A 22,284-nucleotide genomic window follows, 5' to 3' on the forward strand; every position below is an offset into this window, starting at 1 on the left:
CCGCCCGGCGTCACTTGATCTCGGCGAGCACCGTGCCCTGCGTAATGGCGGCGCCGGCCTCGACCGCGAGCCCGGTGATGGTGCCGTCCTTGTGCGCGGTGACCGGGTTCTCCATCTTCATCGCCTCGAGGACCACCACCAGGTCGCCGACGGCGACCTCCTGTCCCTCCTCGACGGCCACCTTGACCACGGTGCCCTGCATGGGCGCGGTCACCGCGTCCCCGGAGGCCGCCGCGCCCCCATGCGACCCGCGCTTGCGCGGCTTGGGCTTCTTCCGCACCACACCGGCCGGGTCGGCGGCACCATTGGACAGCGCCAGGTCACCGGGCAGCGACACCTCGAGCCGGCGGCCGCCGACCTCGACGACCACCTTCTGGCGGGGCCGGGTGTCCGCTTCATCGTAGAGGGGCTCCGAGCCGGTGAACGGTTCGACGGTGTTGTTCCATTCGGTCTCGATCCAGCGGGTGTGCACCGAGAAACCGTCCTCGTCGCCGATGAACGCCGGGTCGGACACGACGGCGCGGTGGAACGGGATCACCGTGGCCAGGCCCTCGACCTCGAATTCGCCCAGCGCGCGCCGGGCCCGCGCCAGCGCCTCGGAGCGGTTGGCGCCGTACACGATCAGCTTGGCCAGCATCGAGTCGAACTGGCCGCCGATCACCGAGCCGGTCTCCACACCCGAGTCCAGCCGGACCCCGGGCCCGGTCGGCGGGTGGAACTTGATCACCGGCCCGGGGGCGGGCAGGAAGCCGCGGCCCGCGTCCTCGCCGTTGATCCGGAACTCGATGGCGTGCCCGCGGGGCGCGGGGTCCTCGGTGAGGTCCAGCTTCTCGCCGTTGGCGATCTTGAACTGCTGCAACACCAGGTCGATGCCCGCGGTTTCCTCGGTGACCGGGTGTTCGACCTGAAGGCGGGTGTTGACCTCCAGGAAGGAGATCAGGCCGTCCTGGCCGACCAGGTATTCGACGGTGCCGGCGCCGTAGTAGTGGGCCTCCTTGCAGATCCGCTTCGCCGATTCGTGGATCTCCTTGCGCTGCGCGTCCGTAAGAAAGGGTGCCGGCGCTTCTTCCACCAGCTTCTGGAAGCGCCGCTGCAGCGAGCAGTCCCGGGTGCCGGCGACGACGACGTTGCCGTGCTGGTCGGCGATCACCTGCGCCTCGACGTGGCGGGGCTTGTCCAGGTAGCGCTCGACGAAGCACTCGCCGCGGCCGAACGCGGACACCGCTTCGCGGACCGCCGACTCGTACAGCTCCGGGATCTCCTCGATGGTGCGGGCGACCTTCATGCCCTTGCCGCCGCCCCCGAAGGCCGCCTTGATCGCGATCGGCACGCCGTACTCCTTGGCGAAGGCCACCACCTCGTCGGCGTCCTTGACCGGGTCGGGCGTGCCGGGCACCAGCGGCGCCTGCGCGCGCGCGGCGATGTGCCGGGCGGTGACCTTGTCACCGAGGTCGCGGATCGACTGCGGGCTGGGGCCGATCCAGATGAGGCCGGCGTCGATGACGGCCTGGGCGAAGTCGGCGTTCTCCGACAGGAAGCCGTAGCCGGGGTGGATGGCGTTGGCGCCGGACTTGGCCGCCGCGTCGAGGATCTTGCCGAAGTCCAGGTAGGACTCCGCGGAGGTCTGACCGCCCAGGGCGAAGGCCTCGTCGGCCAGCCGCACGTGCGGCGATTCGGCGTCGGGCTCGGCATACACCGCCACGCTGGGCAGGCCCGCGTCGCGGGCCGCGCGGATCACCCGAACGGCGATCTCACCGCGATTGGCGACAAGGACCTTGGAAATTCCAGTGATCCTCGAGCTGGCGTGACTAGCCACTGCGCCTCCTGTTTGGCTGGACGTCTCTTCGTCTCTAAGAGAATTTCTTACAAGTCTTGTCCGGGAAGTTTATGCGCCGCGCCGCGGCCGCTGATAGCCGGTGCCCAAATCCGTTTCCGATCAGGCCGTCTCACGCAATCGCCGCTTGATGCGGGCCAGCATCGCGGACATGCCGCGCAGCCGCAGCGGGCTGATCAGGGCGGCCAGACCCAGGTCGGTGTAGAAATCCTCGGGCACCGCCAGGATGTCGGCGGCGGGTTGTTCGTCGAGGCCGGCGGCCAGGATCGACGCGAACCCCCGGGTGGTCGGCGCCTCGGCGGGCGCGCTGAAATACAGCCGCACCCGGTCCGGATCGTGGGCGTCGACGTGCAGAAACAGCGGCGACTGGCACTCGGGCACCGGCTCCATTGCCTGTTCATGCAGGTCGGGCGGCAGCGCGGGAAGTTCATTGGCGAACTCCAGCAGCAGCGTCAGCTTGTCCTGGCCCTGCACTTCGGCGAAGTCGGACACCACCTCGGCCAGCGGTGCAGGCAGACTCATCAGGCGGGGATGGCCCCCGGGCTTTCGCCCGCGACGATGGGCACGCGCACGGCGTTGCCCCACTCGGTCCACGATCCGTCGTAGTTGCGCACGCCGGGCTTGCCCAGCAAATGCGTGAGCACGAACCAGGTGTGGCTGGACCGCTCGCCGATGCGGCAATACACGATGGTCTTGTCGTCCGGCTCGAGGAACCCGTAGAGGTCCTCGAGCTCCTCGCGGCTGCGGAATCGACCGCTCTCGTCGACCGCCTTGCCCCACGGTATCGACCGGGCGGTGGGGATGTGGCCGGCGCGCAGCGCGCCTTCCTCGGGGTAGTCGGGCATGTGGGTGCGCTTGCCGGTGTACTCCTCCGGCGAGCGCACATCGATCAGCGGCTGGCCGCCCAGGCCGGCCAGCACGTCGTCCTTGAACGCGCGGATGGGCTCGTCGTTACGCCGCACGGCGGGGTAACCGGTCGACGTCGTGGTCGGGACGTCCAGGGTCGTCTCGCGGCCTTCGGCCAGCCACAGGTCGCGCCCGCCGTTGAGCAGCCGCACGTCAGGGTGGCCGAACAGCGTGAAGACCCACAGCGCGTAGGCCGCCCACCAGTTGCTCTTGTCGCCGTAGATCACCACGGTGTCGTCGCGGGCGATGCCCTTGCGGTTCATCAGGTCGGCGAACTGCTCGCCGTTGATGTAGTCGCGGACCCTCGGGTCGTTGAGGTCGGTGTGCCAGTCGATCTTGACCGCGCCGGGGATGTGGCCGATGTCGTAGAGCAAAACGTCCTCGTCGGATTCGACGATCGCCAGACCGGGCGCGCCCATGTTGGCGGACAGCCAGTCGGCGGTGACCAGTCGTTCCGGGTGGGCGTATTCCGTCAGGGTGGGGCTTGGATCGGGGGGTAATGCCACGGTTCCGAGCCTACCGCTGGCCGAAAGGCGGCGATTTGTCAGTGCTTGCCGCTTCCACCACGCGTTGCGGCGCTTTGCGTGTGAAGCCTGGGCTTTGCGTGTGAAGCTACGGCTTTGGGTGTGAAGCTACGGCTTTGAGCGTGAACCCTGGGCGTTGCGTGTGAACTTAGGGTTTTCCGTGTGAACGCTCGGCGGAAAAATCGCCGAATCGACGACCTGGCTTCACACCGAATGCCCAGGCTTCACACGCAACGCCGAGCCTTCACACCGAAAGCCCCGGCCCGGCCGCTGCCCACAGTGCGGCCACCGACAGCCCGACCCGCCGCAACATCGACCGCAGCAGCGGCAGGCTCACGCCGATCACGTTCGACGGATCGCCGTCGATCCCGTCGACGAACCAGCCGCCCAGCCCGTCGAGGGTGAAACCCCCCGCCACCTTCAGCGGTTCGCCGCTGGCGACGTATGCCTGCAGATCCGCGTCGGCGAGTGCGGCGAAATGCACTGTGGTACAGGCTGATTGGGCCTCTCGGTGGGTGATTGCGCCGTCGCTCAGCCGCAGCAGGCAGTGTCCGGTGTGCAGCTGGCCGGACCGGCCGCCCATCAGGCGCCACTGGCTCACGGCGGCGGCGACGGATTGTGGCTTGCCGCACAGCCGGTCGTCGATGTAGAGCATCGAATCACAGCCGATGACAACGCAATCCGCCGCGACCGTGCCGTCCAGCTCGCCGGCCACCCGCTCGGCCTTGGCCGCCGCGAGGGCGCAGACCACGTCAGCGGGCGAAGCGTCCGGTCCCAGACCCGCGGTGACCAGGTCCTCGTCGACGCCGGACACCACGACCAGCGGATCGATGCCGGCCTGGCGCAGTACCTTGAGGCGGCCCGGGGAGGCCGACCCCAGCACCACGCGGGTCATCGCCGCATGTGCATGCGTTCCTGCAGGGTGATCCGCTGGTAGTTGGAGATCGCGTATCGCAGCCGGTCGACCGGGAGCCCCCAGCGGGTCTGCTCGGGCTGCGCGGGCTCGGGCGCACGGCCGGCGCTGCCCAGCACGGCGATCAGCGCGGCCAACTCCTCGTCGGTCGGATTTCCCTTGAGTACCTGGATGTGCGGCTCGTCGGTCACGGTGCTCACGGTGCTCCCGTCGGTCACAGGGGTATGTTCCCGTGCTTCTTGGGCGGCAGGTGCGCGATCTTGCGTTCCAGCAGCCGTAGCGCCGTGCCGATGTAGCCGCGGGTGCACGACGGCGGGATCACCGCGTCGACGTACCCGCGCTCGGCCGCGACATACGGGTTGACCAGCGTGTCCTCGTACTCCTGCTGCAACTGTAAGCGCAGCGCATCGACATCCTGGCCGGCCTCGGCCGCGTCCTTCAGCTGCTTGCGGTAGACGAAGCCGACCGCGCCGGAGGCGCCCATCACCGCGATCTGCGCGGTGGGCCAGGCGATGTTGACGTCGCAGCCCATGTCCTTGGAGCCCATGACGCAGTACGCGCCGCCGTAGGCCTTGCGGGTGATGACGGTGATCTTGGGAACGGTGGCCTCCCCGTAGGCGAACAGCAGCTTGGCGCCGCGCCGGATGATGCCGTTGTATTCCTGGCCGGTGCCCGGCAGGAAGCCCGGAACGTCCACCAGCATGACGATCGGGATGTTGAAGCAGTCGCAGGTCCGCACGAACCGGGCCGCCTTCTCCGAGGCGTTGATGTCCAGGCAGCCGGCGAACTGGGTGGGCTGGTTGGCCACGATGCCCACCGGCCGGCCGTCGATGCGGCCGAACCCGACGACGATGTTCTGCGCGTAACCCGCCTGGATCTCCAGGAATTCGTCCTCGTCGAGGATGCGGGTGATCACCTCGTGCATGTCGTAGGGCTGGTTGGGCGAGTCCGGGATCAGCGTGTCCAGCTCGAGGTCCTCGTCGGTGAGGTTGTCTTCAATGGACTCAGCTCGGGCCTCCGCTTGGTATCGGGGGGGATCGGTGAAGTTGTTGGGCGGCAGGTAGCTCAGCAGGTCGCGGACCCAGTCGAAGGCGTCCTGCTCCCCGGAGGCGACGTAGTGCAGCGTGCCCGACTTGGCCATGTGGGTGTGGGCGCCGCCGAGCTCCTCCATGGTGACGTCCTCGCCGGTGACGGTCTTGATGACGTCGGGTCCGGTGATGAACATCTGGCTGGTCTGGTCGACCATCACCACGAAGTCGGTCAGCGCGGGGGAGTAGACGTGCCCGCCGGCGGCGGCGCCCATGATCAGCGAGATCTGCGGGATGACCCCCGACGCCAGGATGTTGTTGCGGAAGATCCGGCTGTACAGGCCCAGCGAGACGACGCCCTCCTGGATGCGCGCGCCCGCGCCGTCGTTGATGCCGATCAGCGGGCGGCCGGTCTTGATCGCCAGCTCCTGGACCTTGACGATCTTCTCGCCGTACACCTCGCCGAGGCTGCCGCCGAACACGGTGGCGTCCTGGCTGAAGATGCACACGTCGCGGCCGTCGATGGTGCCGTAGCCGGTGACCACCCCGTCGCCCAACGGCCGGTTGTTTTCCAGGCCGAAGTTGGTGCTGCGGTGCCGGGCCAGCGCGTCAAGCTCGACGAAGGAGTCGTCGTCCAACAGCGCGTAGATGCGCTCGCGGGCGGTCAGCTTGCCCTTGGCGTGCACCTTGTCGACGGCGGCCTCACCCACTGGGTGCAGCGACTCTTCGCGCCGCTTGTGCAGCTCGGCCAGCTTGCCCGCGGTGGTGTGGATGTCGATGGTGTGCTCGGCGGCCGGCTCCGCGGTGTGGTCGGTAACGCTTGTCATGGGACTCGATGGTATCGGCAGCCCGTGCGGGCGCGTTTAGGCTGGGCCGTGATGGACCGGGATCTGCTCAGGACGCCGCTGGACGCGGCCGCGCTGCGCGCCGAGCTGATCGGCACCGGGCTCGGTTGGCGCCAACTCGACGTCGTCGAACAAACCGGCTCCACCAACGCCGACCTGCTGGCGCGGGCGGCGGCGGGGACCGACGTCGCCGGCGCGGTGCTGATCGCCGAACACCAGACCGCCGGCCGCGGCCGCCACGGCCGCGGCTGGTCGGCCAGCCCGCGAGCCCAGGTCACCATGTCGGTGGGGGTGAGCGTCGTCGACGTCCCGGCCACGGGCTGGGGCTGGCTGTCGCTGGCCACCGGAGTGGCCGTCGTCGACGCGGTGGCCCCTCTGCTTGCGGGGACCGGGGTCGAAGTGGGCCTCAAGTGGCCTAACGACGTGCTGGCCGATGGCCGCAAGCTGGCCGGGATTCTGGCCGAGGTCGCGCGGCCGGTCGTGGTAATCGGCTTGGGGCTCAACGTGACTCAGGCCCCCGAGGAGGTGGACGGTCCCGGCGCCACCTCGCTGCTCGACCTCGGCGTCGCCGCGCCCGATCGCGACGAGTTGGTTCGCGGTCTGCTGCGCGAGCTCGGCAGGCGCTTTCTGGCCTGGCGCCTGGCCCGCGGCGCCGACTGGCAGCTCGCCTCCGACTACCGGGCGCGCAGCCTGACGATCGGCACCCGCGTGCGCGCCCACCTGCCCGGCGGAAGGGAACTCGTCGGGACCGCGAGCGGCGTCGACGACCAGGGCAGGTTGTGCCTGGAAACGGAAGGCGAGACCGTCGTGGTTTCGGCCGGCGACGTGGTGCATGTGCGGTAGCTTCGCCAGGTGGGTTATCCGGACAACGCTCTGGCCGCCGGCGAGCAGGTGGTCGTGCACCGCCACCCGCACTGGAAGCGGCTGATCTGGCCCGTCGTGGTGCTCATCGCGGCGACCGGGCTGGCGGCGTTCGGGTCCGGCTACCTCAACTCGACGCACTGGGAGCAGGTCGCCAAGAACGTCATTTACGGCGTCATCTGGGGGATCTGGCTGGTGATCGTCGGGTGGCTGACGCTGTGGCCCTTCCTGGGCTGGCTGACCACACATTTCGTCGTCACCAACCGGCGGGTGATGTTTCGGCACGGGGTGCTGACCCGCAGCGGGATCGACATTCCGCTGGCGCGGATCAACAGCGTCGAATTCCGGGATCGGCTGTGGGAGCGGATGTTTCGCAGCGGGACGCTGATTATCGAGTCGGCGTCACAAGACCCGTTGGAGTTCTACGACATTCCGCGGCTGCGCGACGTGCACGCGCTGCTGTATCACGAGGTTTTCGACACCCTGGGTTCCGCTGGGCCCGACGCGTCGCCCAGCTGAGCCAACCGGTTGGCCCGCCGGTTGCGCCAGGCCTGCAACAGCGTGACGTTGCCGCCCTCGATCTCGTCCTCGAGGATTTCGGCGATGCCGCCCGCGGTAAGGGCGGACTCCAGCGCCTTGTCGGGATTGCGGGCGAACTCGTCGGGAAACACCCAGCGCCGGAATGCCCAGAAACGGAACGCCATCTGCAGCAGGTTGCCGATGATGTAGGCCGAAATAAAGTCGGCGACGTTTTCCACGGTCAGCGACACCATCGGCTCCCGCAGCTGCAGCACGTAGCTGGAGATCCACAGCGGCGCCATGGACAGCACCACCCCGACGCCGCTGAACGCGAAAAACAGCAGCGCCTCGTGGTGGCGTTCGCGGCCGCCCCGGTCGCGGAAGCTCCACTCCCGGTTCAACACGTAGGACGCGATGACCGCGACGATGCCCGCGATCACCTTGGCGGTGACCGGCTTGGGTTCGAGAATTGTCAGCTTGAGGGTGTAGAAAATTGCCGAGTCGATGATGAATGTGGTGCCGCCGACGATGGCGAATTTGATCAGCTCGTGGTGGCGTTGCGCATAGGGCTGAATGGCCGCGGGTAAGCGCGCAATTGTGGCATCGGCGAAGGACACAAGTCGTCAGTGTACGGACGGACGCAAAAACGACGCAAAATGGTATATGCCGAGCCGGTGTCACCGCCGTTCAACAGCCCGTCGGGTGCCGTGAAACCATGAGGGCCGTGTCGAGTGCCCGCGCCCCGGTTGTCGCCATGGTCGGCGGTGGTCAGCTGGCCCGGATGACGCACCAGGCCGCGATCGCGCTGGGGCAGACGCTGCGGGTGCTGGCCGCCTCCGCCGACGACCCGGCCGCGCAGGTCACCCCGGACGTGATGATCGGTTCGCACACCGATCTCGAGGACCTGCGCCGGGTCGCGGCCGGGGCCGACGCGTTGACGTTCGACCACGAGCACGTCCCGGCGGAGCTGCTGGAGAAGCTGGTCGCCGAGGGCGTCAACGTGGTGCCGCCGCCGCAAGCGTTGGTGCACGCCCAGGACAAGCTGGTGATGCGGCGACGGCTGGAGGCGCTGGGCGCCGCGGTGCCGCGCTACGCCGAGATTCGCAGCGTCGACGAACTCGATGCCTTCGCGCGGCGCATGGCCGGCCCCGTGGTCGTGAAAGCGGTTCGCGGAGGCTACGACGGGCGCGGGGTGCGGATGGCTCGCGACCCTTCGCACGCCCGCGAAATCACGGCCGCCTTCCTGGCCGACGGGGTGCCGGTGATGGCCGAGGAGCAGGTGAACCTGCGCCGCGAACTGTCGGCGCTGGTGGCGCGTTCGCCGTTCGGGCAGGGGGCGGCGTGGCCGGTCGTGGAAACGGTGCAGCGCGACGGGATCTGCGTGCAGGTGATCGCGCCCGCGCCGGATCTGGACGACGACGTGGCCGCCGCCGCCCAGCGGCTGGCGTTGCGGTTGGCCGCCGAGCTTGGTGTGGTCGGGGTGCTCGCGGTCGAGCTGTTCGAGACCGCCGACGGTGACTTATTGGTCAACGAGCTCGCGATGCGGCCGCACAACTCCGGGCACTGGACCATGGACGGCGCCCGCACCAGCCAGTTTGAGCAGCACCTGCGGGCGGTGCTGGACTATCCGCTCGGCGATACCGCCGCCATCGCGCCGGTGACGGTGATGGCCAACGTGCTCGGTGCGGCGAGGCGGCCGGCGATGACGATGGATGAGCGGCTGCACCACTTGTTCGCCCGGATGCCCGACGCCCGGGTCCACCTCTACGGCAAGGCGGAGCGTCCCGGCCGCAAAATCGGGCACATCAACTTCCTTGGCGCCGACCTGACAGAGCTCGCCAGGCTGCGTGAACGCGCCGAGCTGGCGGCACACTGGTTGTCGCACGGGCAGTGGACGGACGGATGGGATCCACATGGGTAAAGACCCCCGGGTCGCGGTGATCATGGGCAGCGACAGCGACTGGTCGGTGATGGCCGACGCCGCCGCGGCGCTGGCCGAATTCGACATCCCGGCCGAGGTCCGGGTGGTCTCGGCGCACCGCACGCCGCAGGTGATGTTCGACTACGCCCGCGGCGCGGCCGACCGCGGCCTCGAGGTGATCATCGCCGGCGCCGGGGGTGCGGCCCACCTGCCCGGCATGGTCGCCTCCGCGACGCCGCTGCCGGTGATCGGCGTGCCGGTGCCGCTGGCCCGGCTGGACGGCCTGGACTCGCTGCTGTCGATCGTGCAGATGCCGGCCGGCGTCCCGGTGGCCACGGTCTCCATCGGCGGCGCCCGCAACGCCGGCCTGCTCGCGGTGCGCATCCTCGGGTCGTCCGACCCAGCGCTGCGGGCCCGGGTCGCCGCGTTCCAGGACCAGCTGGCCGAGAGCGTGCGGGCCAAGGATGCGGCCCTGCAGGAGCGTCAGGGTAAAGTTACCGGCGAGTAGCAAGGAGGCCGACATGGCTGGTTGGGCCGGAAACCCCACCTTTGATCTGTTCCAGTTGCCCGAGGAGCACCAGGAGTTGCGGGCGGCGATCCGCGCGCTGGCGGAGAAGGAGATCGCGCCCTACGCGGCCGACGTGGACGAGAATTCGCGATTTCCGCAGGAGGCGCTGGACGCGCTGAACGCCTCCGGCTTCAACGCCGTGCACGTGCCCGAGGAGTACGGCGGGCAGGGCGCGGATTCGGTGGCGGCGTGCATCGTGATCGAGGAGGTCGCCCGCGTCGACGCTTCCGCGTCGCTGATCCCCGCGGTGAACAAGCTGGGCACCATGGGCCTGATCCTGCGCGGCTCCGACGAGCTGAAGAAACAGGTGCTGCCGTCGATCGCCGACGGCACCGCGATGGCGTCCTACGCGCTTTCCGAGCGCGAGGCCGGCAGCGACGCGGCGTCGATGCGGACCCGGGCCAAGGCCGACGGCGACGACTGGATTCTCAACGGCGCCAAATGCTGGATCACCAACGGGGGCAAGTCGAGTTGGTACACGGTCATGGCGGTCACCGACCCGGACAAGGGCGCCAACGGCATCTCGTCGTTCATGGTGCACCGCGACGACGAGGGATTCACCGTCGGCCCCAAGGAAAAGAAACTCGGCATCAAGGGCTCACCGACCACCGAGCTGTACTTCGAGAACTGCCGCATCCCCCGCGATCGGATCATCGGGGAGCCGGGCACCGGCTTCAAGACCGCGCTCGCGACGCTGGACCACACCCGTCCCACCATCGGCGCCCAGGCCGTCGGCATCGCCCAGGGTGCCGTGGATGCCGCCATCGCCTACACCAAGGAGCGCAAGCAGTTCGGCCGTCCGGTCAGCGACAACCAGGGCGTGCAGTTCATGCTCGCCGACATGGCGATGAAGGTCGAAGCCGCGCGGCTGATGGTCTACACCGCCGCGGCCCGCGCCGAGCGCGGCGAACCCGATCTGGGCTTCATCTCCGCGGCGTCGAAGTGCTTGGCCTCCGACGTCGCGATGGAGGTGACCACCGACGCGGTGCAGCTCTTCGGCGGTTACGGCTACACCACCGACTTCCCGGTCGAGCGGATGATGCGCGACGCCAAGATCACCCAGATCTACGAGGGCACCAATCAGATTCAGCGCGTGGTGATGTCGCGGGCGCTGCTGCGCTGACTAGAGCCGTGTCTCTCATTCAGGGGCGTGGGCGGCTGTGGCCACGTACTACCCGACCGCCCCGAGTGTGCGAAACAACCCTGATCTCCGCCCTGCCTGCAGAACTTCGCAGTGGCATCGACTTATCGGGGTTCTCTTCCACCGGAGGCGCGACCGAGGTTTGCAAGCTACTTCCGGGGTCGAGCTTCGAGGACTGTGCGGCGATGCCGCGACGAATGAGATCAGCAAGGTCGCCTAAAGCATCCGCGGGAAGCCGCGCGGCCACTGCGGCAATCGCGTCCGGCAGCGCTGTTGCCATGAAACGCGTTCGTTCGACGAGTTTGTCTGGGTCGGTACCCACCGCGGTCGCGAATTTGGCTATATCGCGGATGCTCACGCCACCGAACCGACTACGCCCGTTAATTGGCATCGCGACGCGCGGTGGCTTTTCGTTCGCGTCACGGCCCGACGGATAGGGGAAGATGCTTGCCACGTCGTAGATCGGAGCCAGTGTCACCGCGTTCCCCGCAAGAACCACCGAATAATTCTTGGCGTGCCCGTCAGGCGCTCCGAGAAGATACTGAGCAACAACAGCGTTGGCGAAGCGATCGACATCGTCCTGAGTCGCGCTTTCGGCCAGCAGGCGTGCTATGTCAACGGCGGCCGGCCCGCCATGATCCGCATATTTGTTATCGGGCCATACTCCAAGGGCTTGGCACATGTCCTCCTGATGAACGCGTATTACCTTGTTGTTTTTGAACACGCGGTCGTAGCGTGTGACGACAATGGCTGGGACACCATCGAATTCGTGGTACTCAGTAAGTGCTGTTGGGACGTCGACCTGCGCGAGCGCGCTTAGGCACAAGTGTTCATTCAGTGCTTGCCCACGGAAGCCGGTTATTCCCGGCTTGATGATGTGAGTAGTTGCGGCGTTGCCGTTCGCACGCGCCCACCCAGCGTCGGTGCGAACAGCTGTGAACTTCGCTTGCGCTCCGGCAAGGCTCCACCGTTCATCAGCGTGAATCCATCGGCCCGGTTCAGTGTGAAGCTCACGCAGGCGGCTGCCTATCTCGAGCTCGCTGAGCGCCTCAGTGCTTCCTGTCCGCGCCAAAATGTCATCGACCTCACCCAGGGGAGCGATTTGCACCGCGCCCGCGCAGTCGCGGCCGACGTGACGCAGCAGTGCAGACGGGTTGCTAGAGGAAACCCTGTACTCCTTCGCCCACAACTCACGAACTCGCTCGTTGTCGGGCAGGAGGCCCGCCAACCAGGGTCCAACTACCTTGGGGCGATAGGTCTGGCCTTCGCGGAGTGGCATCGACAATGACAACGGCGTCAGGCCGGAGCTGGCATATGCGTCGACATATGCGAAACGCGGCTTGCCAGATTCGTGCACTATTGCGCCGGCGACGCGTTCGTTTAGGACAACGACTAGGTCGTCAATCACCGCGAGCGCCAAAGGCTCTTAGCCGGGCGATCAGGTCAAGCGCGGCTTGTTCGCCATCGTTGAGTGGTACTTCTTCGAGTAAACGCAACCGATGGTCGAGCGCATTTGCTACGGCTATGTAGGCTGCGATCTCACCGTTATAGCCGGCCTCGATTCGATTAACGAGTTGCCGCGACACCCCGGCTCGACGACCAACCTCAGCCTGGGTGAGTCCGGCCTGGATGCGTGCGTGACGCAGCTGCGCTCCCAGCTGCGCGAGATCTTCCCCGACGAGGTTTCGCATGGTGTCACAATACCATGACTAGCTATTCACTGTCGCAATAACCCGACACCAACCGGGTAGGATCGTGTCACGGTTCCACGACAAGCTCATGGCTATCATGGTACCGCGACACCACGGCCAACATGGACTTGCAAGCGGTGGTGAGCCCCAGGTGAGGGGGATTGGGGAGGCGCTCGGCCCTCTCGGGCTTGCGGCGATGACGTTCGCGGGGCCCCGCGGCAACTCACAGGTCACCTGGGGGCGGGCTACTGGACATACTTGAAAAGAACCTGAGGTCGTGGGACTTTCGATGAGCATGGGCAGATCACGCCGAGCAACTGCATGCTCGCAACCTTTGTGGTATCGAGAAATTGCTGGTAGCTGCGCTTGCACGCATCGAATGGCAAACTCCCGTCACCACCGCAATAGTTCAGTCTGAAACTACCTGACGGTAGCAAGGCATCTCGCGTTCTTGTTGACTGTTATTCGATCGAGATAGGCGTCTGCCGAGCCATATATTGACGACGTTTATGTTTGCTGCAGTAACTCGCCGCGAAGGGTGTGTAACCGGCGCATGAGCGTAGTTCGTCGTCGGTCAGGCGTTCCACGATTTTGGATGGTTCGAGGCCGAGGAGGGGGTTGTGGTCGATTTCTCTTTCGTCGGTCAGCCACGCGGTGAGGCGGCGGACGGCCTGCTGGCGGATGCGCGCGGTGGGGGGTTCGGCACCGGAGTCGAGAATATATGTGGCCCAGCGTTGTAGGGCGGGTCTGGGTGAAGGGTGTTCATTCAGCCCGGCTGCACACCAGGTGAGGTGGTACCGCGCACGCCTGACATAGGAGTCGATGGTGTCGGGGGACTTTGTGGGTCGGCGTGCATCGCCAGCTGCCAACGGGCCAGCAGCGCCACCAAGTGATCGGGCATGGCGGCGGCCAGCATTTCGGAACCAAAGTAATTTGATTCATATCGGGTGGGTTTTGCTACGAATTCACAAAACTTGCAGTTTATTGGTGGTTTTGTGGCGCGGTCTGCTCAATATATTTTTCAAGTACGTTCAGCGTGTCGTTATTCAGAACGCTTAAAGGAGATGGTCGTGCAGCTCGCAGCCCGCCCGCACATCACCACCGCAGCCGCGTTAGCCAGCGCCGCTGCCCCGGCTCCCGATCCGATGGCCCAGCACCCACCCGCCCGTCACGGGGCCCACAACTACGCCCGATGAGCGTCTTCACCGTTTAACTCACCGACGTCGCCGACACCATGTCGGATCTGTTCGCCGGGGTGGAGAGCGACTCGCCTTGTTGGTCAGCGAATCAAGCGCGGCCGCGGTGTGGCCAGGGTGCCTCGCGAATGTCGTTAGCGCTCAATTCTTTTCAGGTCCGTGTCTCAAAGCATCGTTTTATCGACTATGACAGGAAGGCTCGCAGATGAAACGTAAGCAACACACAACGAGGCGGAATCGTCGTAACGCCAAGACGCGTCGTCGCAATCATGCGATCAGCCTGGGCACCGCGGCGGGCGCTTTCCTTACTGCCGCGATGAGCCCAATGGCAACTGCTCCGGCCGCCCGCGCCGGGGTGCTCGACGCGATCATCGACCCCATCATCCAGCCGGTAATCTCCGCGGCCACCACAGCTGCCCAAGAAGGCATTAATGCCGGCGCAGTCGCCCTCGACGGCGTTGGTGTGGGTGCGGCAGCGTTCGACGGTGTTGGCGCGAGCGCGGCTGCGTTCACCGGCATTCATTCGGCTGCCCTGGAAGGCATTACCAACAGCATCAATGCCAGCGTCGCCGCACTGGGTGCCGGCGGGCTGCCCACGGCCGCTTTCGAGAGCATCAATTCCAGTGCGGCCGCCGTGGAGGGGATCAATATCAGTACCGCCGCTGTCGATCTGGGCGGCCTCAGTCTCAGTGCCGCAGCTGTCGAAAACCCGCGTGCCGCGCTCAATGACCTCATCTATGGCGCGTTCGACAGCTTCTATACCGGGATTCACGGGGCCGGCGAGTCGTGGATTGCCAGCCCAGCCGGCCAACAAGTGGACGGGGTGCTCAACGCACCGTTCCTGGCCTTGTTGGGGCGCGACCTGATCGGTAACGGCGTCAACAACTTCAGCGGTCCTAACACCTCGTTGCTCGGCAGTACCAACCTCACCGGCAACCTCCAAGATGGTGGGTTCTTGTTCGGTGACGGCGGGTCCGGTGCGGCCGGTACCGCCGCTAATCCCACCGGCGGTGCAGGCGGTGCGGCCGGGCTGATCGGCAACGGTGGCGTCGGTGGCTTGGGCGGCCCCACTCAAGGCTTCGTAATCACCGATGGTGGCGCCGGTGGTCCTGGCGGCATTCTGATGGGTAATGGCGGCGCTGGCGGCGCTGGCGGCGTCGCTGGCCCTACCGGCTTTTTCGGCGGCCAGGGTGGCCAGGGTGGTGCCGGCGGGTTCCTGTTCGGCAATGGTGGCGCCGGCGGTGCCGGCGGTAGCGGCAGCCCTAGTGGCGGTTACGCCGGCAACGGCGGCGCCGGCGGTAGCGGAGCCTGGCTGGTCGGCAACGGCGGCGCCGGCGGTGTGGGCGGTAGCAGCCAACCCGCTCCCGGTTACGGGGGCGGCGGTGACGGTGGTGCCGGCGGTCTCGGCGGCATGCTGGCCGGCAACGGTGGCAACGGCGGCAACGGTGGCAACGCCATCGGCGCCGGCTACGAAGGCGGCAATAAGGGTCTCGCCGGCTCGGCTGGGCTCCTCGGCCAGATCGGCGCGGTCGGCGCACATGGAGCCAACGGTTAGCCCCAATGACCATTCAGATCATAGACAGCAAAGGAATTAAGCGCATGCAACAGCTAGCAGCCCTTCGGCCCCTCGTCTCCGCGGGCGCCGCGGCAGTAGGTGCCAGCTTAATCGCCCTGACGCCGGCGGTCTCCAACGACCTCGCATCCGATATCCAGCACGGCACGACCATCATTCAGCAGCGCGCGGTGGAGCTGACCGATTACGTCGCTAACCCGGTCCAGACCTGGATCGACGTCTTCGAGGCGGCGGGCATCAACATCTCGTCGCTTGCCACGCAATATCAACAGCATCCGTTCCCGGTGCCGCAGCAGATGGCCGCCAACTTTTTGCAGTACGCAGTCGAATATGTGAAGCCCTACCAAACGGCCGCAAATCAGGGTATCGGGTACTTCCTCGGGACTCCTAACACCTCAACTCTGGGTATTTTCCTACCGCAGTTGGGCACCGCACTGGCTGACATCAAGGCGGGTAACATCACCAGCGCGTTTAGCATCTTTAATACCCTGTTTTTCGACGCGGCCTTATACGTCGGAGAACCGCTGGAAACAATTCCGCAGATCCTTAACCCCATCACGCAAAACCTCGCCAACGCGACTGCTTACCTGACGGACGACGCTATAGCTAATGTCGGTGTCTATTTTGTTAGTAGTCTTCCCGACGAGTTCTTCGGCTCACTCGGCACGAGTCTGCAAAATGTTTACAATTCATTCACCGCCGGGGACCCGCTGGGTGCGCTCATCAATGCGATTGATGTCCCCGGCGCATTGACAAACGCGGTCCTCAACGGAACCCCATTCAGTAACGGCACGTACGGTGGCGGCCTGATCAGCGACGGCGGCGGTCTTGCCAATACCCTTTCGCTACTCACTCCGCAAGGGCTTGCCAAAGACATGGTCGCTCCCAACGCCCAGAACATCATGAGTGGCGGCAGCCTCCCATTTGCGCTGGGGTATTTAGCCAACCTGGTGACCACTGGTTTTCCCACTCCGCAGACGTTCTTCGATAACCTGCTGAGCGCCATCCAATTTGCGATAGGTAACCCCGTGGGTGCGGCGGAGGCGATTTCGCCGGCGGCCAGCAGCGTTATGGCTGGCTTGCCTGGTTTGTCGGCGGATGTGTTGAAGGCGTTCGATCCGGCGGCGGTGACTAATATCGCGGCGTCGCTGGGTCCGTCGTTGGCGGCAAATGTCGCGGGATCGCTCGGCTCGTCGTTGGGGGCGAACATCGCGGGCACGTTGGCTGTCGAGCTCCCAACGCTGGCGCTGCACATCCTGTCTGCATTGTGAGTCCCAGCTAGACCAAGTGACAGGCAATGGCAATTGGGTCCTTTCGCTGTTGCTGTGGGGTATGCCGGCGGCCCGATCGGCGCCGCCGGCTACGACCAGGTGCTGGAGGTTACATCAATGATCCGGATCTGCTCGGCGACGCCCACGTGGCGTTGTGGCTCCAATTCCTCACCGCCAGCGGGTAGTACCGCACGCAACGTGGCCTGAGCTTTGGGTGCGGTCACCGATGTTTGTCTGTCGGCGGGAATTGGGTGAGGAGGAAGCCGCCTATGAAGTATGGGGCGGTGCCTGTGTCGAGGGCCAGTTGATCCCGCAGGCATGCGCGGTGCTTGAGGAGCCGGGATGCCGGACGGTCGCTGCCGGTACCGGCATGGGGGAGGCAAGCACCGACACCAGTCACGGTACGTGCGCAAGCGCTGGGCTGGCCCGCGAGCGTCAGGAGGTTCTTGATTGGGCGCAGGCGCGTATCGCTGAATTGATTGGTTTGGCTGAGGCGAAAGAACAATTCGTGGTGTGGCGGGCCGCGTTGCAGAGCGGCGACCAGTGTCGTGTCGAGCACGGTAGTGCGGTGAGGTCGTGTTGGGAAAACCATATGGTGTTGCTGGGTGCACCGGGTACGGCGAAAAGGACGTTCGCCCGGGTCATCGGTGAGGTGTTGTTCGGGGTGGGCACGCTCACGCGCCCGCAGGTCACCGTGGTCAGCGCAGGTGACATCGTCGGGGGTGACCTTTGGCGCGGCGCGGCCAGGATGAGGGATGTGTGCGAGGACGCGCGCGGTGGGGTGCTGTTGATCGACGAGGCTTATCGGCTGGACTCGGAAATCGACGGTCGCGCTTGGGGTGTGGAGGCGATCACCACACTGCGGGCGTGCATGGCGGCATACCGTAACGGGCTTGTGGTCATCCTGGCCGGCTACCCCCGTCCGATGCGCGACTTCTTGGCGGCTCACGCTGGGTTGGCCGCTCGATTTCTGTTCACCGTGACTTTTGCTAGCTATACCCCGCAGGAAGTCGTCGCGATTGGGCGTCACCTGGCCGGCAGAGAGCATTTGGTAGTGGAGGACGGTGCGTGGGATCTGCTGGGTGCTGAAGCAATCCGGTTGCGGTCGATCCGGTATGGGCCGGGCACGCTGCTTGATGTGGCCGGCAACGCCCGTTACGTCGGTGAGGTGATCGCGGTGTGTCGGCGTGCGCGAACCCGCCGATTGCGCAGGCTAGCGCCCAGCCCCCGCGATCTCGAGCAATTCGTGCGCACCGACCCGTGCGTGCTCCACGTCACCGCCGACGATATGGGACGTGCGATCACCGCAGCGCGCCCAGCCGTAACACCCTAAATCTGGTTTACTTCCACCCTCGCTTCGGTTAACGAGCTGCCGCGATACCCAGCTCGGCGACCAGCATCGGCCTGGGTGAGCCCGGCATGGATGCGTGCATGACGCAACTGCCTGGAGTCCAACCGCGACCTGGTGTGGCTCCCAGCTGGGCTAGATCTTCCCCGACGAGACTTCGCATGGTGTCTCACCTTGGGGGCGAGCTACTGGACGTACCTGGTAGGTACTTAAGGTCGTGGGACTTTCGATGAGCATCGGCAGATCACGCCAGCTAACTGCCTGCTCGCAACCTTTATGAAATCGAAAACTTGCTGGTAAGCGTGCCTTACACGCGTTAAAAAGCAAACTCTAGCCCTCGCTGCGATAGTTCAGTGTGAAAGTACCCGTCAGTAGCCACGTGCCTCGCATCCTTGGTAACTGTTATTCGATTGAGATATGCGTCTGCCAGGCCATATATCGAAAATATTGTGTTTGCTGTGGTTACTTCGCCGCGAAGGACGTGTGACCGGCGCAGGCTTTGAACATGAGGCGCAGTTCGTCGTCGGCGAGGCGTTCCATAACCTTGGTGGCGATCTTGTGGGGTTTGAGACCCAGGAAGGGGTTCTCGTCGATTTCTTTTTCGTCGGCCAGCCAGACGGCGAGCGGCGCACGGCCTGACCGGCGGATGCGTGCGGAGCTCGTTGGGCACCGGAGCCCAGGATGTAGGTGGTCCAGTGCTGCAGGCCGGGCCTGGTGAAAGGGTTGTTCATTGAATTCGGTCTTAGACCAGGTGAGGTAGTTAGCGGGTGCCTCGCAGGTAGGAGCCGATGGTGTAGGCGCTTTGCGGCCGGCCGGCAGCACTAATTGCCAACTGGGTAGCAGCGCCACCAGGTCGTGGGGCGGCGGAGGCGCCAAGCATTTCAGAAATGAAAATAAATTATCCGCGCACCCCGGACAGACTTTTTGCTGGAAATCTATATAGCCGCAGTTAATTGCCCATTTTATTGCACGATCTACTCAACATAACTACCAGGTACGTTCATTTCGTCGTTATTCAGAACGCTTAAAGGAGATGGTCGTGCAGCTCGCAGCCCGCCCGCACATCACCGCCGCAGCCGCGTTAGCCAGCGCCGCTGCCCCGGCTCCCGATCCGATGGCCTCACACCCATCCGCCCGTCACGGGGCCGATAACTACGCCAGATGAGCGTGTCCACCGTTTAACTGTCCCGACGCCGGCCGCCACCATGGCGGGCCTGGTCGCCGGGGTGGAGAGCGGCTCGCCTTGTTGGCTAGCGAATCAAACGCGGCCGCGGTGTGGCCAGGGTGTCCGCGAATGTCGTTAGCGCTCAATTCTTTTCAGGTCCGTGTCTCAAAGCATCGTTTTATCGACTATGACAGGAAGGCTCGCAGATGAAACGCAAACAGCACAGCATGAGGCGGAATCGCCGTCACGCCAAGGCGCGCCATCACGGCCGTGTGATCGGCATGGGTACGGCAGCCGGCGCCTTTCTGACTGCCGCGATGAGCCCGATAGCAACCGCGCCTCCCGCGCGCGCCGGGGTGCTCGACGCGATCATTGACCCGATCATCCAGCCGGTGATCTCTGCGGCCACCACCGCTGCCCAAGAGGGTATTAATGCGGGTGCGGTCGCCCTCGACGGCGTTGGAGCAGGTGCGGCGTTTGACGGTGTTGGTGTGGGTGCGGCTGCGTTCACCGGCATTCATTCGGCTGCTCTGGAGGGCATTACCAACAGCATTAATGCCAGTGTCGCTGCGTTGGGTGCCGGTGGGCTTAGTCCGGCGGTTTTTGGGAGCATTAATTCTGGTGCGGCCGCCGTGGGGGGGATCAATCTCAGTAGCGCCGCGGTCGGTCTCGGTGGCCTGAGTGCTGCGGCTGTCGAAAACCCGCGTGCTGCGCTCAATGACCTCATCTATGGCGCGTTCGACAGCTTTTATATCGGGATTCATGGGGCTGGTGAGGCATGGATTGCCAGCCCCACCGGCCAATCTGTGGACGGGGTGATCAATGCGCCGTTCGTCGACGTGTTTGGGCGGGATCTGATCGGCAACGGCGTCGACGGGGCGCCGATCCAAAACACCTCGCCGTTAGGCAGTTGGCTGCCCGTCGGCAACCTTCACGATGGCGGGTTCTTGTTTGGTGATGGCGGGGCTGGTGCGGCCGGCACCGCGACTCACATGGCTGGCTATGCCGGCGGTTCGGCCGGGTTGATCGGTAACGGGGGTGCCGGTGGCGCGGGCGCCGCCGCGGGTGCGGGCAGTCGCGCTGTTGGCGGGGCCGGCGGTGCTGGCGGGGCCGGCGGCTTGCTGATGGGCAATGGAGGTGTTGGCGGCATCGGAGGCGCCGCCAGTGGTGCTCATAGTTCTGGCGGCAACGGCGGCGCCGGCGGCGCCGGTGGTTTGCTGTTCGGCAACGGCGGCGCCGGCGGCAACGGCAGCGGCGCCTACTACGGCGGTGCTGGCGGTGCCGGCGGTCACGCCGCCCAGCTCGTCGGTAACGGGGGCCAAGGCGGCGCTGCCGCCACTGGCGGTGGTTACGGCTACAACGGTGGCGCTGGCGGTTGGGGCGGCCTGTTGGCCGGTAACGGCGGTAACGGCGGCGCTGGCGGTTACGGCTTTTACAGCAGCGGTGTCGGTGGTGCCGGCGGTTACGCCGGGATCCTCGGTCAATCCGGCACTGCTGGCATCAAGCCCTGACTTGTCGATGTACGGGATGGCTTCTGCACGCCCACGAATACCCAGACCACACACAGCAAAGGAATTTAAGCGCATGCAACAGCTAACAGCTCTCCGACCCCTCGTCACCGCGAGCGCCGCGGCACTAGGTGCCAGTCTGATCGCCCTGACGCCGACGGTCTTCAATGACGCCGCGGCCACGCTCCAACACGGCGCGATCACCGCCCAGCAGCGCGCGGTACAGCTGGTCGATGACGTCGTTAACCCGATCCAAACCTGGATCGACACCTTCCAGACGGCGGGTGCCAACATACAAACGATTCTCGGTGAGTTCAGTCAGCTTCCGTTCCCGGTCGCACAACAGCTGGCTGCAAACTGGCTCGACTACGGGAACATCGATATCAGTAACCTTCAATCCGTTGCCGGCGGGCTGGTTGGCTACTATCTTGGAGCACGCGGTAGTGATTTTGTTCCGCTGCTCGAAGACAGCATCACTGCCGCCAGGGCTGGCCAATTCGCACTTACTCCCACGAGCGATGGCGCGGTAACCTTACTCGTTGATGCGCTGTATTACTTTCCAGTCGCGAATTACGTGGAGAACCTCAAAAATATTCCAGTGAAGATTCTTGAAGGCATTACTCAAAATCTCGCGAATGCCACTTCGGCATTTTTTAGCACCCACTCCAACGTCGGTTTCGACGCCATCTCCGGCTCCCTTGTCCTATTGCCGACCTCGATCGATGCCCCTTTGGGGGACAGTCTTCAAGGTGCCTATGATTCTTGGGTGGCCGGGTCTCCGCTCGGGGTGTTGACCAACCTGCTTGATATACCTGGCGAAATGACGAATAGTCTCCTAAATTTATCTGGAGTGGGCGGCGGGCTGGTCTGCCCCGGCAGCTGTGGGCTTACCAACGGCTTTTTCCAAAACCTGTTGGTCAACGTGCCACGGCTTATTGCGGAGAACATGGTGGCTCCTGGTGCCCAGAACATCACGGAGGGTGGCAGCGTTGCGACCGCCTTCCAGCAATTGTCCGGCCAACTGATTAGCGGTTGGCCAACCTTGCAGACTGTTGTCGACTACCTGGTTAATCTGTGGAATACGTATGGCGGTGTCGGAAATGTTGCCGCAGCTTCGGCCGGTGCGGTGAATGGCGGCAGCCTTATCGGCGGCCTGTCGGCACAGCTGCCTGGTTTGTCGGCCGATCTGTTGAAGGGTTTTGATCCGGCGGCGGTGACCAATATCGCGGGGTCGTTGGGTCCGTCGTTGGCGGCTGATGTCGCGGGGTCGCTGGGTACGTCGGTGGTGGGAAGTCTGGGATCGGTGGCGGGCACGCTGGCCGTTGATCTCTCAACGCTTGGACTGCATATCCTCTCGGCGCTGTAAGCCCTCTTCTTCGCGCGTGTGCCGGTGGCGTGATTCGACGTCGCCGGCACGCGGCCCGGTGTCGGAGGTACTCACATGATCTGGATGTGGTCGGCGATGTCCAGGT

20 protein-coding genes and 2 pseudogenes are annotated in these 22,284 nt (G+C 65.3%); 12 read left to right on the top strand and 10 right to left on the bottom strand.

What is annotated here, in order from left to right; genetic code table 11:
* Positions 1-10: 10 nt before the first annotated feature.
* From K3U93_RS05465 to K3U93_RS05490, 6 genes are all read right to left on the bottom strand, one after another.
* The gene (locus K3U93_RS05465) at positions 11-1,816 is read right to left on the bottom strand and encodes an acetyl/propionyl/methylcrotonyl-CoA carboxylase subunit alpha (protein ID WP_083011487.1); all 1,806 of its coding nucleotides are present in this window, start codon (positions 1,814-1,816) and stop codon (positions 11-13) included.
* Positions 1,817-1,936: 120 nt separating this feature from the next.
* Entirely contained in the window at positions 1,937-2,356 is a 420-nt protein-coding gene (locus K3U93_RS05470) for a SufE family protein (protein WP_083011486.1), read from the bottom strand.
* On the bottom strand, positions 2,356-3,246 hold the full coding sequence (locus tag K3U93_RS05475) for a sulfurtransferase (RefSeq protein WP_083011485.1): 891 nt from the start codon (positions 3,244-3,246) through the stop codon (positions 2,356-2,358). The genes K3U93_RS05470 and K3U93_RS05475 overlap by 1 nt, the downstream gene beginning before the upstream one ends.
* 262 nt (positions 3,247-3,508) lie before the next feature.
* Positions 3,509-4,159 carry a Maf family protein gene (locus K3U93_RS05480; RefSeq protein ID WP_083011484.1) on the bottom strand — a complete coding sequence of 217 codons (651 nt, stop codon included), beginning with the start codon at positions 4,157-4,159 and terminating at the stop codon, positions 3,509-3,511.
* On the bottom strand, positions 4,156-4,395 hold the full coding sequence (locus K3U93_RS05485) for an acyl-CoA carboxylase subunit epsilon (RefSeq protein WP_083011483.1): 240 nt from the start codon (positions 4,393-4,395) through the stop codon (positions 4,156-4,158). The genes K3U93_RS05480 and K3U93_RS05485 overlap by 4 nt, the downstream gene beginning before the upstream one ends.
* A complete protein-coding gene (locus K3U93_RS05490; RefSeq protein WP_083011482.1) occupies positions 4,392-6,032 on the bottom strand; it encodes an acyl-CoA carboxylase subunit beta in 1,641 nt (546 codons plus the stop codon). Before K3U93_RS05490 ends, K3U93_RS05485 begins: the two co-directional genes overlap by 4 nt.
* A gap of 48 nt (positions 6,033-6,080) precedes the next feature.
* Here K3U93_RS05490 and K3U93_RS05495 point away from each other — a divergent pair, with 48 nt between their 5' ends.
* Both K3U93_RS05495 and K3U93_RS05500 read left to right on the top strand, forming a co-directional pair.
* On the top strand, positions 6,081-6,893 hold the full coding sequence (locus K3U93_RS05495) for a biotin--[acetyl-CoA-carboxylase] ligase (protein WP_217808440.1): 813 nt from the start codon (positions 6,081-6,083) through the stop codon (positions 6,891-6,893).
* Positions 6,894-6,902: 9 nt separating this feature from the next.
* Positions 6,903-7,430, top strand: coding sequence for a PH domain-containing protein (locus K3U93_RS05500; RefSeq protein ID WP_083011480.1), 528 nt, complete (start codon positions 6,903-6,905; stop codon positions 7,428-7,430).
* Here the strand turns inward: K3U93_RS05500 and K3U93_RS05505 are convergent.
* Complete coding sequence (locus tag K3U93_RS05505) at positions 7,376-8,047, bottom strand: GtrA family protein (RefSeq protein WP_083011479.1); 672 nt, start codon at positions 8,045-8,047, stop codon at positions 7,376-7,378. The two genes, K3U93_RS05500 and K3U93_RS05505, sit on opposite strands and share 55 nt — an antisense overlap.
* Before the next feature lie 98 nt (positions 8,048-8,145).
* Here K3U93_RS05505 and K3U93_RS05510 point away from each other — a divergent pair, with 98 nt between their 5' ends.
* From K3U93_RS05510 to K3U93_RS05520, 3 genes are read left to right on the top strand one after another with little or no spacing between them, the layout of a single operon-like run.
* Complete coding sequence (locus K3U93_RS05510; RefSeq protein ID WP_083011478.1) at positions 8,146-9,351, top strand: 5-(carboxyamino)imidazole ribonucleotide synthase; 1,206 nt, start codon at positions 8,146-8,148, stop codon at positions 9,349-9,351.
* Positions 9,344-9,859 (top strand): 5-(carboxyamino)imidazole ribonucleotide mutase, encoded by a 516-nt coding sequence (gene purE, locus K3U93_RS05515; RefSeq protein ID WP_083011477.1) that lies wholly within the window; start codon positions 9,344-9,346, stop codon positions 9,857-9,859. The genes K3U93_RS05510 and purE overlap by 8 nt, the downstream gene beginning before the upstream one ends.
* Positions 9,860-9,872: 13 nt before the next feature.
* Complete coding sequence (locus K3U93_RS05520; RefSeq protein ID WP_083011476.1) at positions 9,873-11,042, top strand: acyl-CoA dehydrogenase; 1,170 nt, start codon at positions 9,873-9,875, stop codon at positions 11,040-11,042.
* Positions 11,043-11,061: 19 nt separating this feature from the next.
* Here the strand turns inward: K3U93_RS05520 and K3U93_RS05525 are convergent, their stop codons facing one another.
* On the bottom strand, positions 11,062-12,468 hold the full coding sequence (locus K3U93_RS05525; RefSeq protein WP_217808439.1) for a type II toxin-antitoxin system HipA family toxin: 1,407 nt from the start codon (positions 12,466-12,468) through the stop codon (positions 11,062-11,064).
* Positions 12,461-12,751: a helix-turn-helix transcriptional regulator gene (locus K3U93_RS05530; protein WP_083011474.1), complete on the bottom strand. Its 291-nt coding sequence runs from the start codon at positions 12,749-12,751 to the stop codon at positions 12,461-12,463. Before K3U93_RS05530 ends, K3U93_RS05525 begins: the two co-directional genes overlap by 8 nt.
* A 1,070-nt stretch (positions 12,752-13,821) precedes the next feature.
* On the opposite strand from K3U93_RS05530, the gene K3U93_RS25175 reads away from it, so the two are divergent.
* From K3U93_RS25175 to K3U93_RS05540, 3 genes and pseudogenes are all read left to right on the top strand, one after another.
* Complete coding sequence (locus K3U93_RS25175) at positions 13,822-13,947, top strand: hypothetical protein (protein WP_256250277.1); 126 nt, start codon at positions 13,822-13,824, stop codon at positions 13,945-13,947.
* 814 nt (positions 13,948-14,761) lie between these two features.
* A pseudogene (locus K3U93_RS25600) lies at positions 14,762-15,448 on the top strand (PGRS repeat-containing protein); the annotation flags it as partial.
* Between the two features lie 59 nt (positions 15,449-15,507).
* Complete coding sequence (locus tag K3U93_RS05540) at positions 15,508-16,791, top strand: hypothetical protein (RefSeq protein ID WP_083013036.1); 1,284 nt, start codon at positions 15,508-15,510, stop codon at positions 16,789-16,791.
* Positions 16,792-16,880: 89 nt separating this feature from the next.
* Here the strand turns inward: K3U93_RS05540 and K3U93_RS25180 are convergent, their stop codons facing one another.
* Positions 16,881-17,015 carry a hypothetical protein gene (locus tag K3U93_RS25180; RefSeq protein ID WP_254893637.1) on the bottom strand — a complete coding sequence of 45 codons (135 nt, stop codon included), beginning with the start codon at positions 17,013-17,015 and terminating at the stop codon, positions 16,881-16,883.
* A gap of 2 nt (positions 17,016-17,017) precedes the next feature.
* On the opposite strand from K3U93_RS25180, the gene K3U93_RS05545 reads away from it, so the two are divergent.
* From K3U93_RS05545 to K3U93_RS05560, 4 genes and pseudogenes are all read left to right on the top strand, one after another.
* Complete coding sequence (locus K3U93_RS05545; protein WP_139797246.1) at positions 17,018-18,124, top strand: AAA family ATPase; 1,107 nt, start codon at positions 17,018-17,020, stop codon at positions 18,122-18,124.
* A 498-nt stretch (positions 18,125-18,622) separates the two neighbouring features.
* Positions 18,623-18,778 carry a hypothetical protein gene (locus K3U93_RS05550; RefSeq protein ID WP_176220101.1) on the top strand — a complete coding sequence of 52 codons (156 nt, stop codon included), beginning with the start codon at positions 18,623-18,625 and terminating at the stop codon, positions 18,776-18,778.
* Positions 18,779-20,152: 1,374 nt separating this feature from the next.
* A pseudogene (locus K3U93_RS25605) lies at positions 20,153-20,815 on the top strand (PGRS repeat-containing protein); the annotation flags it as partial.
* 73 nt (positions 20,816-20,888) lie between these two features.
* The gene (locus K3U93_RS05560; RefSeq protein WP_071512231.1) at positions 20,889-22,178 is read left to right on the top strand and encodes a hypothetical protein; all 1,290 of its coding nucleotides are present in this window, start codon (positions 20,889-20,891) and stop codon (positions 22,176-22,178) included.
* Positions 22,179-22,284: the final 106 nt, after the last annotated feature.

Source organism: Mycobacterium malmoense, assembly GCF_019645855.1.
GTDB classification, from domain to species: Bacteria; Actinomycetota; Actinomycetes; order Mycobacteriales; family Mycobacteriaceae; genus Mycobacterium; species Mycobacterium malmoense.

Bases quoted from the DNA above. Each gene is read 5' to 3' on its own strand.
- K3U93_RS05560 (WP_071512231.1), top strand. From the start codon at position 20,889: ATGCAACAGCTAACAGCTCTCCGACCCCTCGTCACCGCGAGCGCCGCG.
- K3U93_RS05545 (WP_139797246.1), top strand. From the start codon at position 17,018: ATGTTTGTCTGTCGGCGGGAATTGGGTGAGGAGGAAGCCGCCTATGAA.
- K3U93_RS05490 (WP_083011482.1), bottom strand. From the start codon at position 6,032: ATGACAAGCGTTACCGACCACACCGCGGAGCCGGCCGCCGAGCACACC.
- K3U93_RS05510 (WP_083011478.1), top strand. From the start codon at position 8,146: ATGAGGGCCGTGTCGAGTGCCCGCGCCCCGGTTGTCGCCATGGTCGGC.
- K3U93_RS05520 (WP_083011476.1), top strand. From the start codon at position 9,873: ATGGCTGGTTGGGCCGGAAACCCCACCTTTGATCTGTTCCAGTTGCCC.
- K3U93_RS05480 (WP_083011484.1), bottom strand. From the start codon at position 4,159: ATGACCCGCGTGGTGCTGGGGTCGGCCTCCCCGGGCCGCCTCAAGGTA.
- K3U93_RS05470 (WP_083011486.1), bottom strand. From the start codon at position 2,356: ATGAGTCTGCCTGCACCGCTGGCCGAGGTGGTGTCCGACTTCGCCGAA.
- K3U93_RS05540 (WP_083013036.1), top strand. From the start codon at position 15,508: ATGACCATTCAGATCATAGACAGCAAAGGAATTAAGCGCATGCAACAG.
- purE (WP_083011477.1), top strand. From the start codon at position 9,344: ATGGGTAAAGACCCCCGGGTCGCGGTGATCATGGGCAGCGACAGCGAC.
- K3U93_RS05530 (WP_083011474.1), bottom strand. From the start codon at position 12,751: ATGCGAAACCTCGTCGGGGAAGATCTCGCGCAGCTGGGAGCGCAGCTG.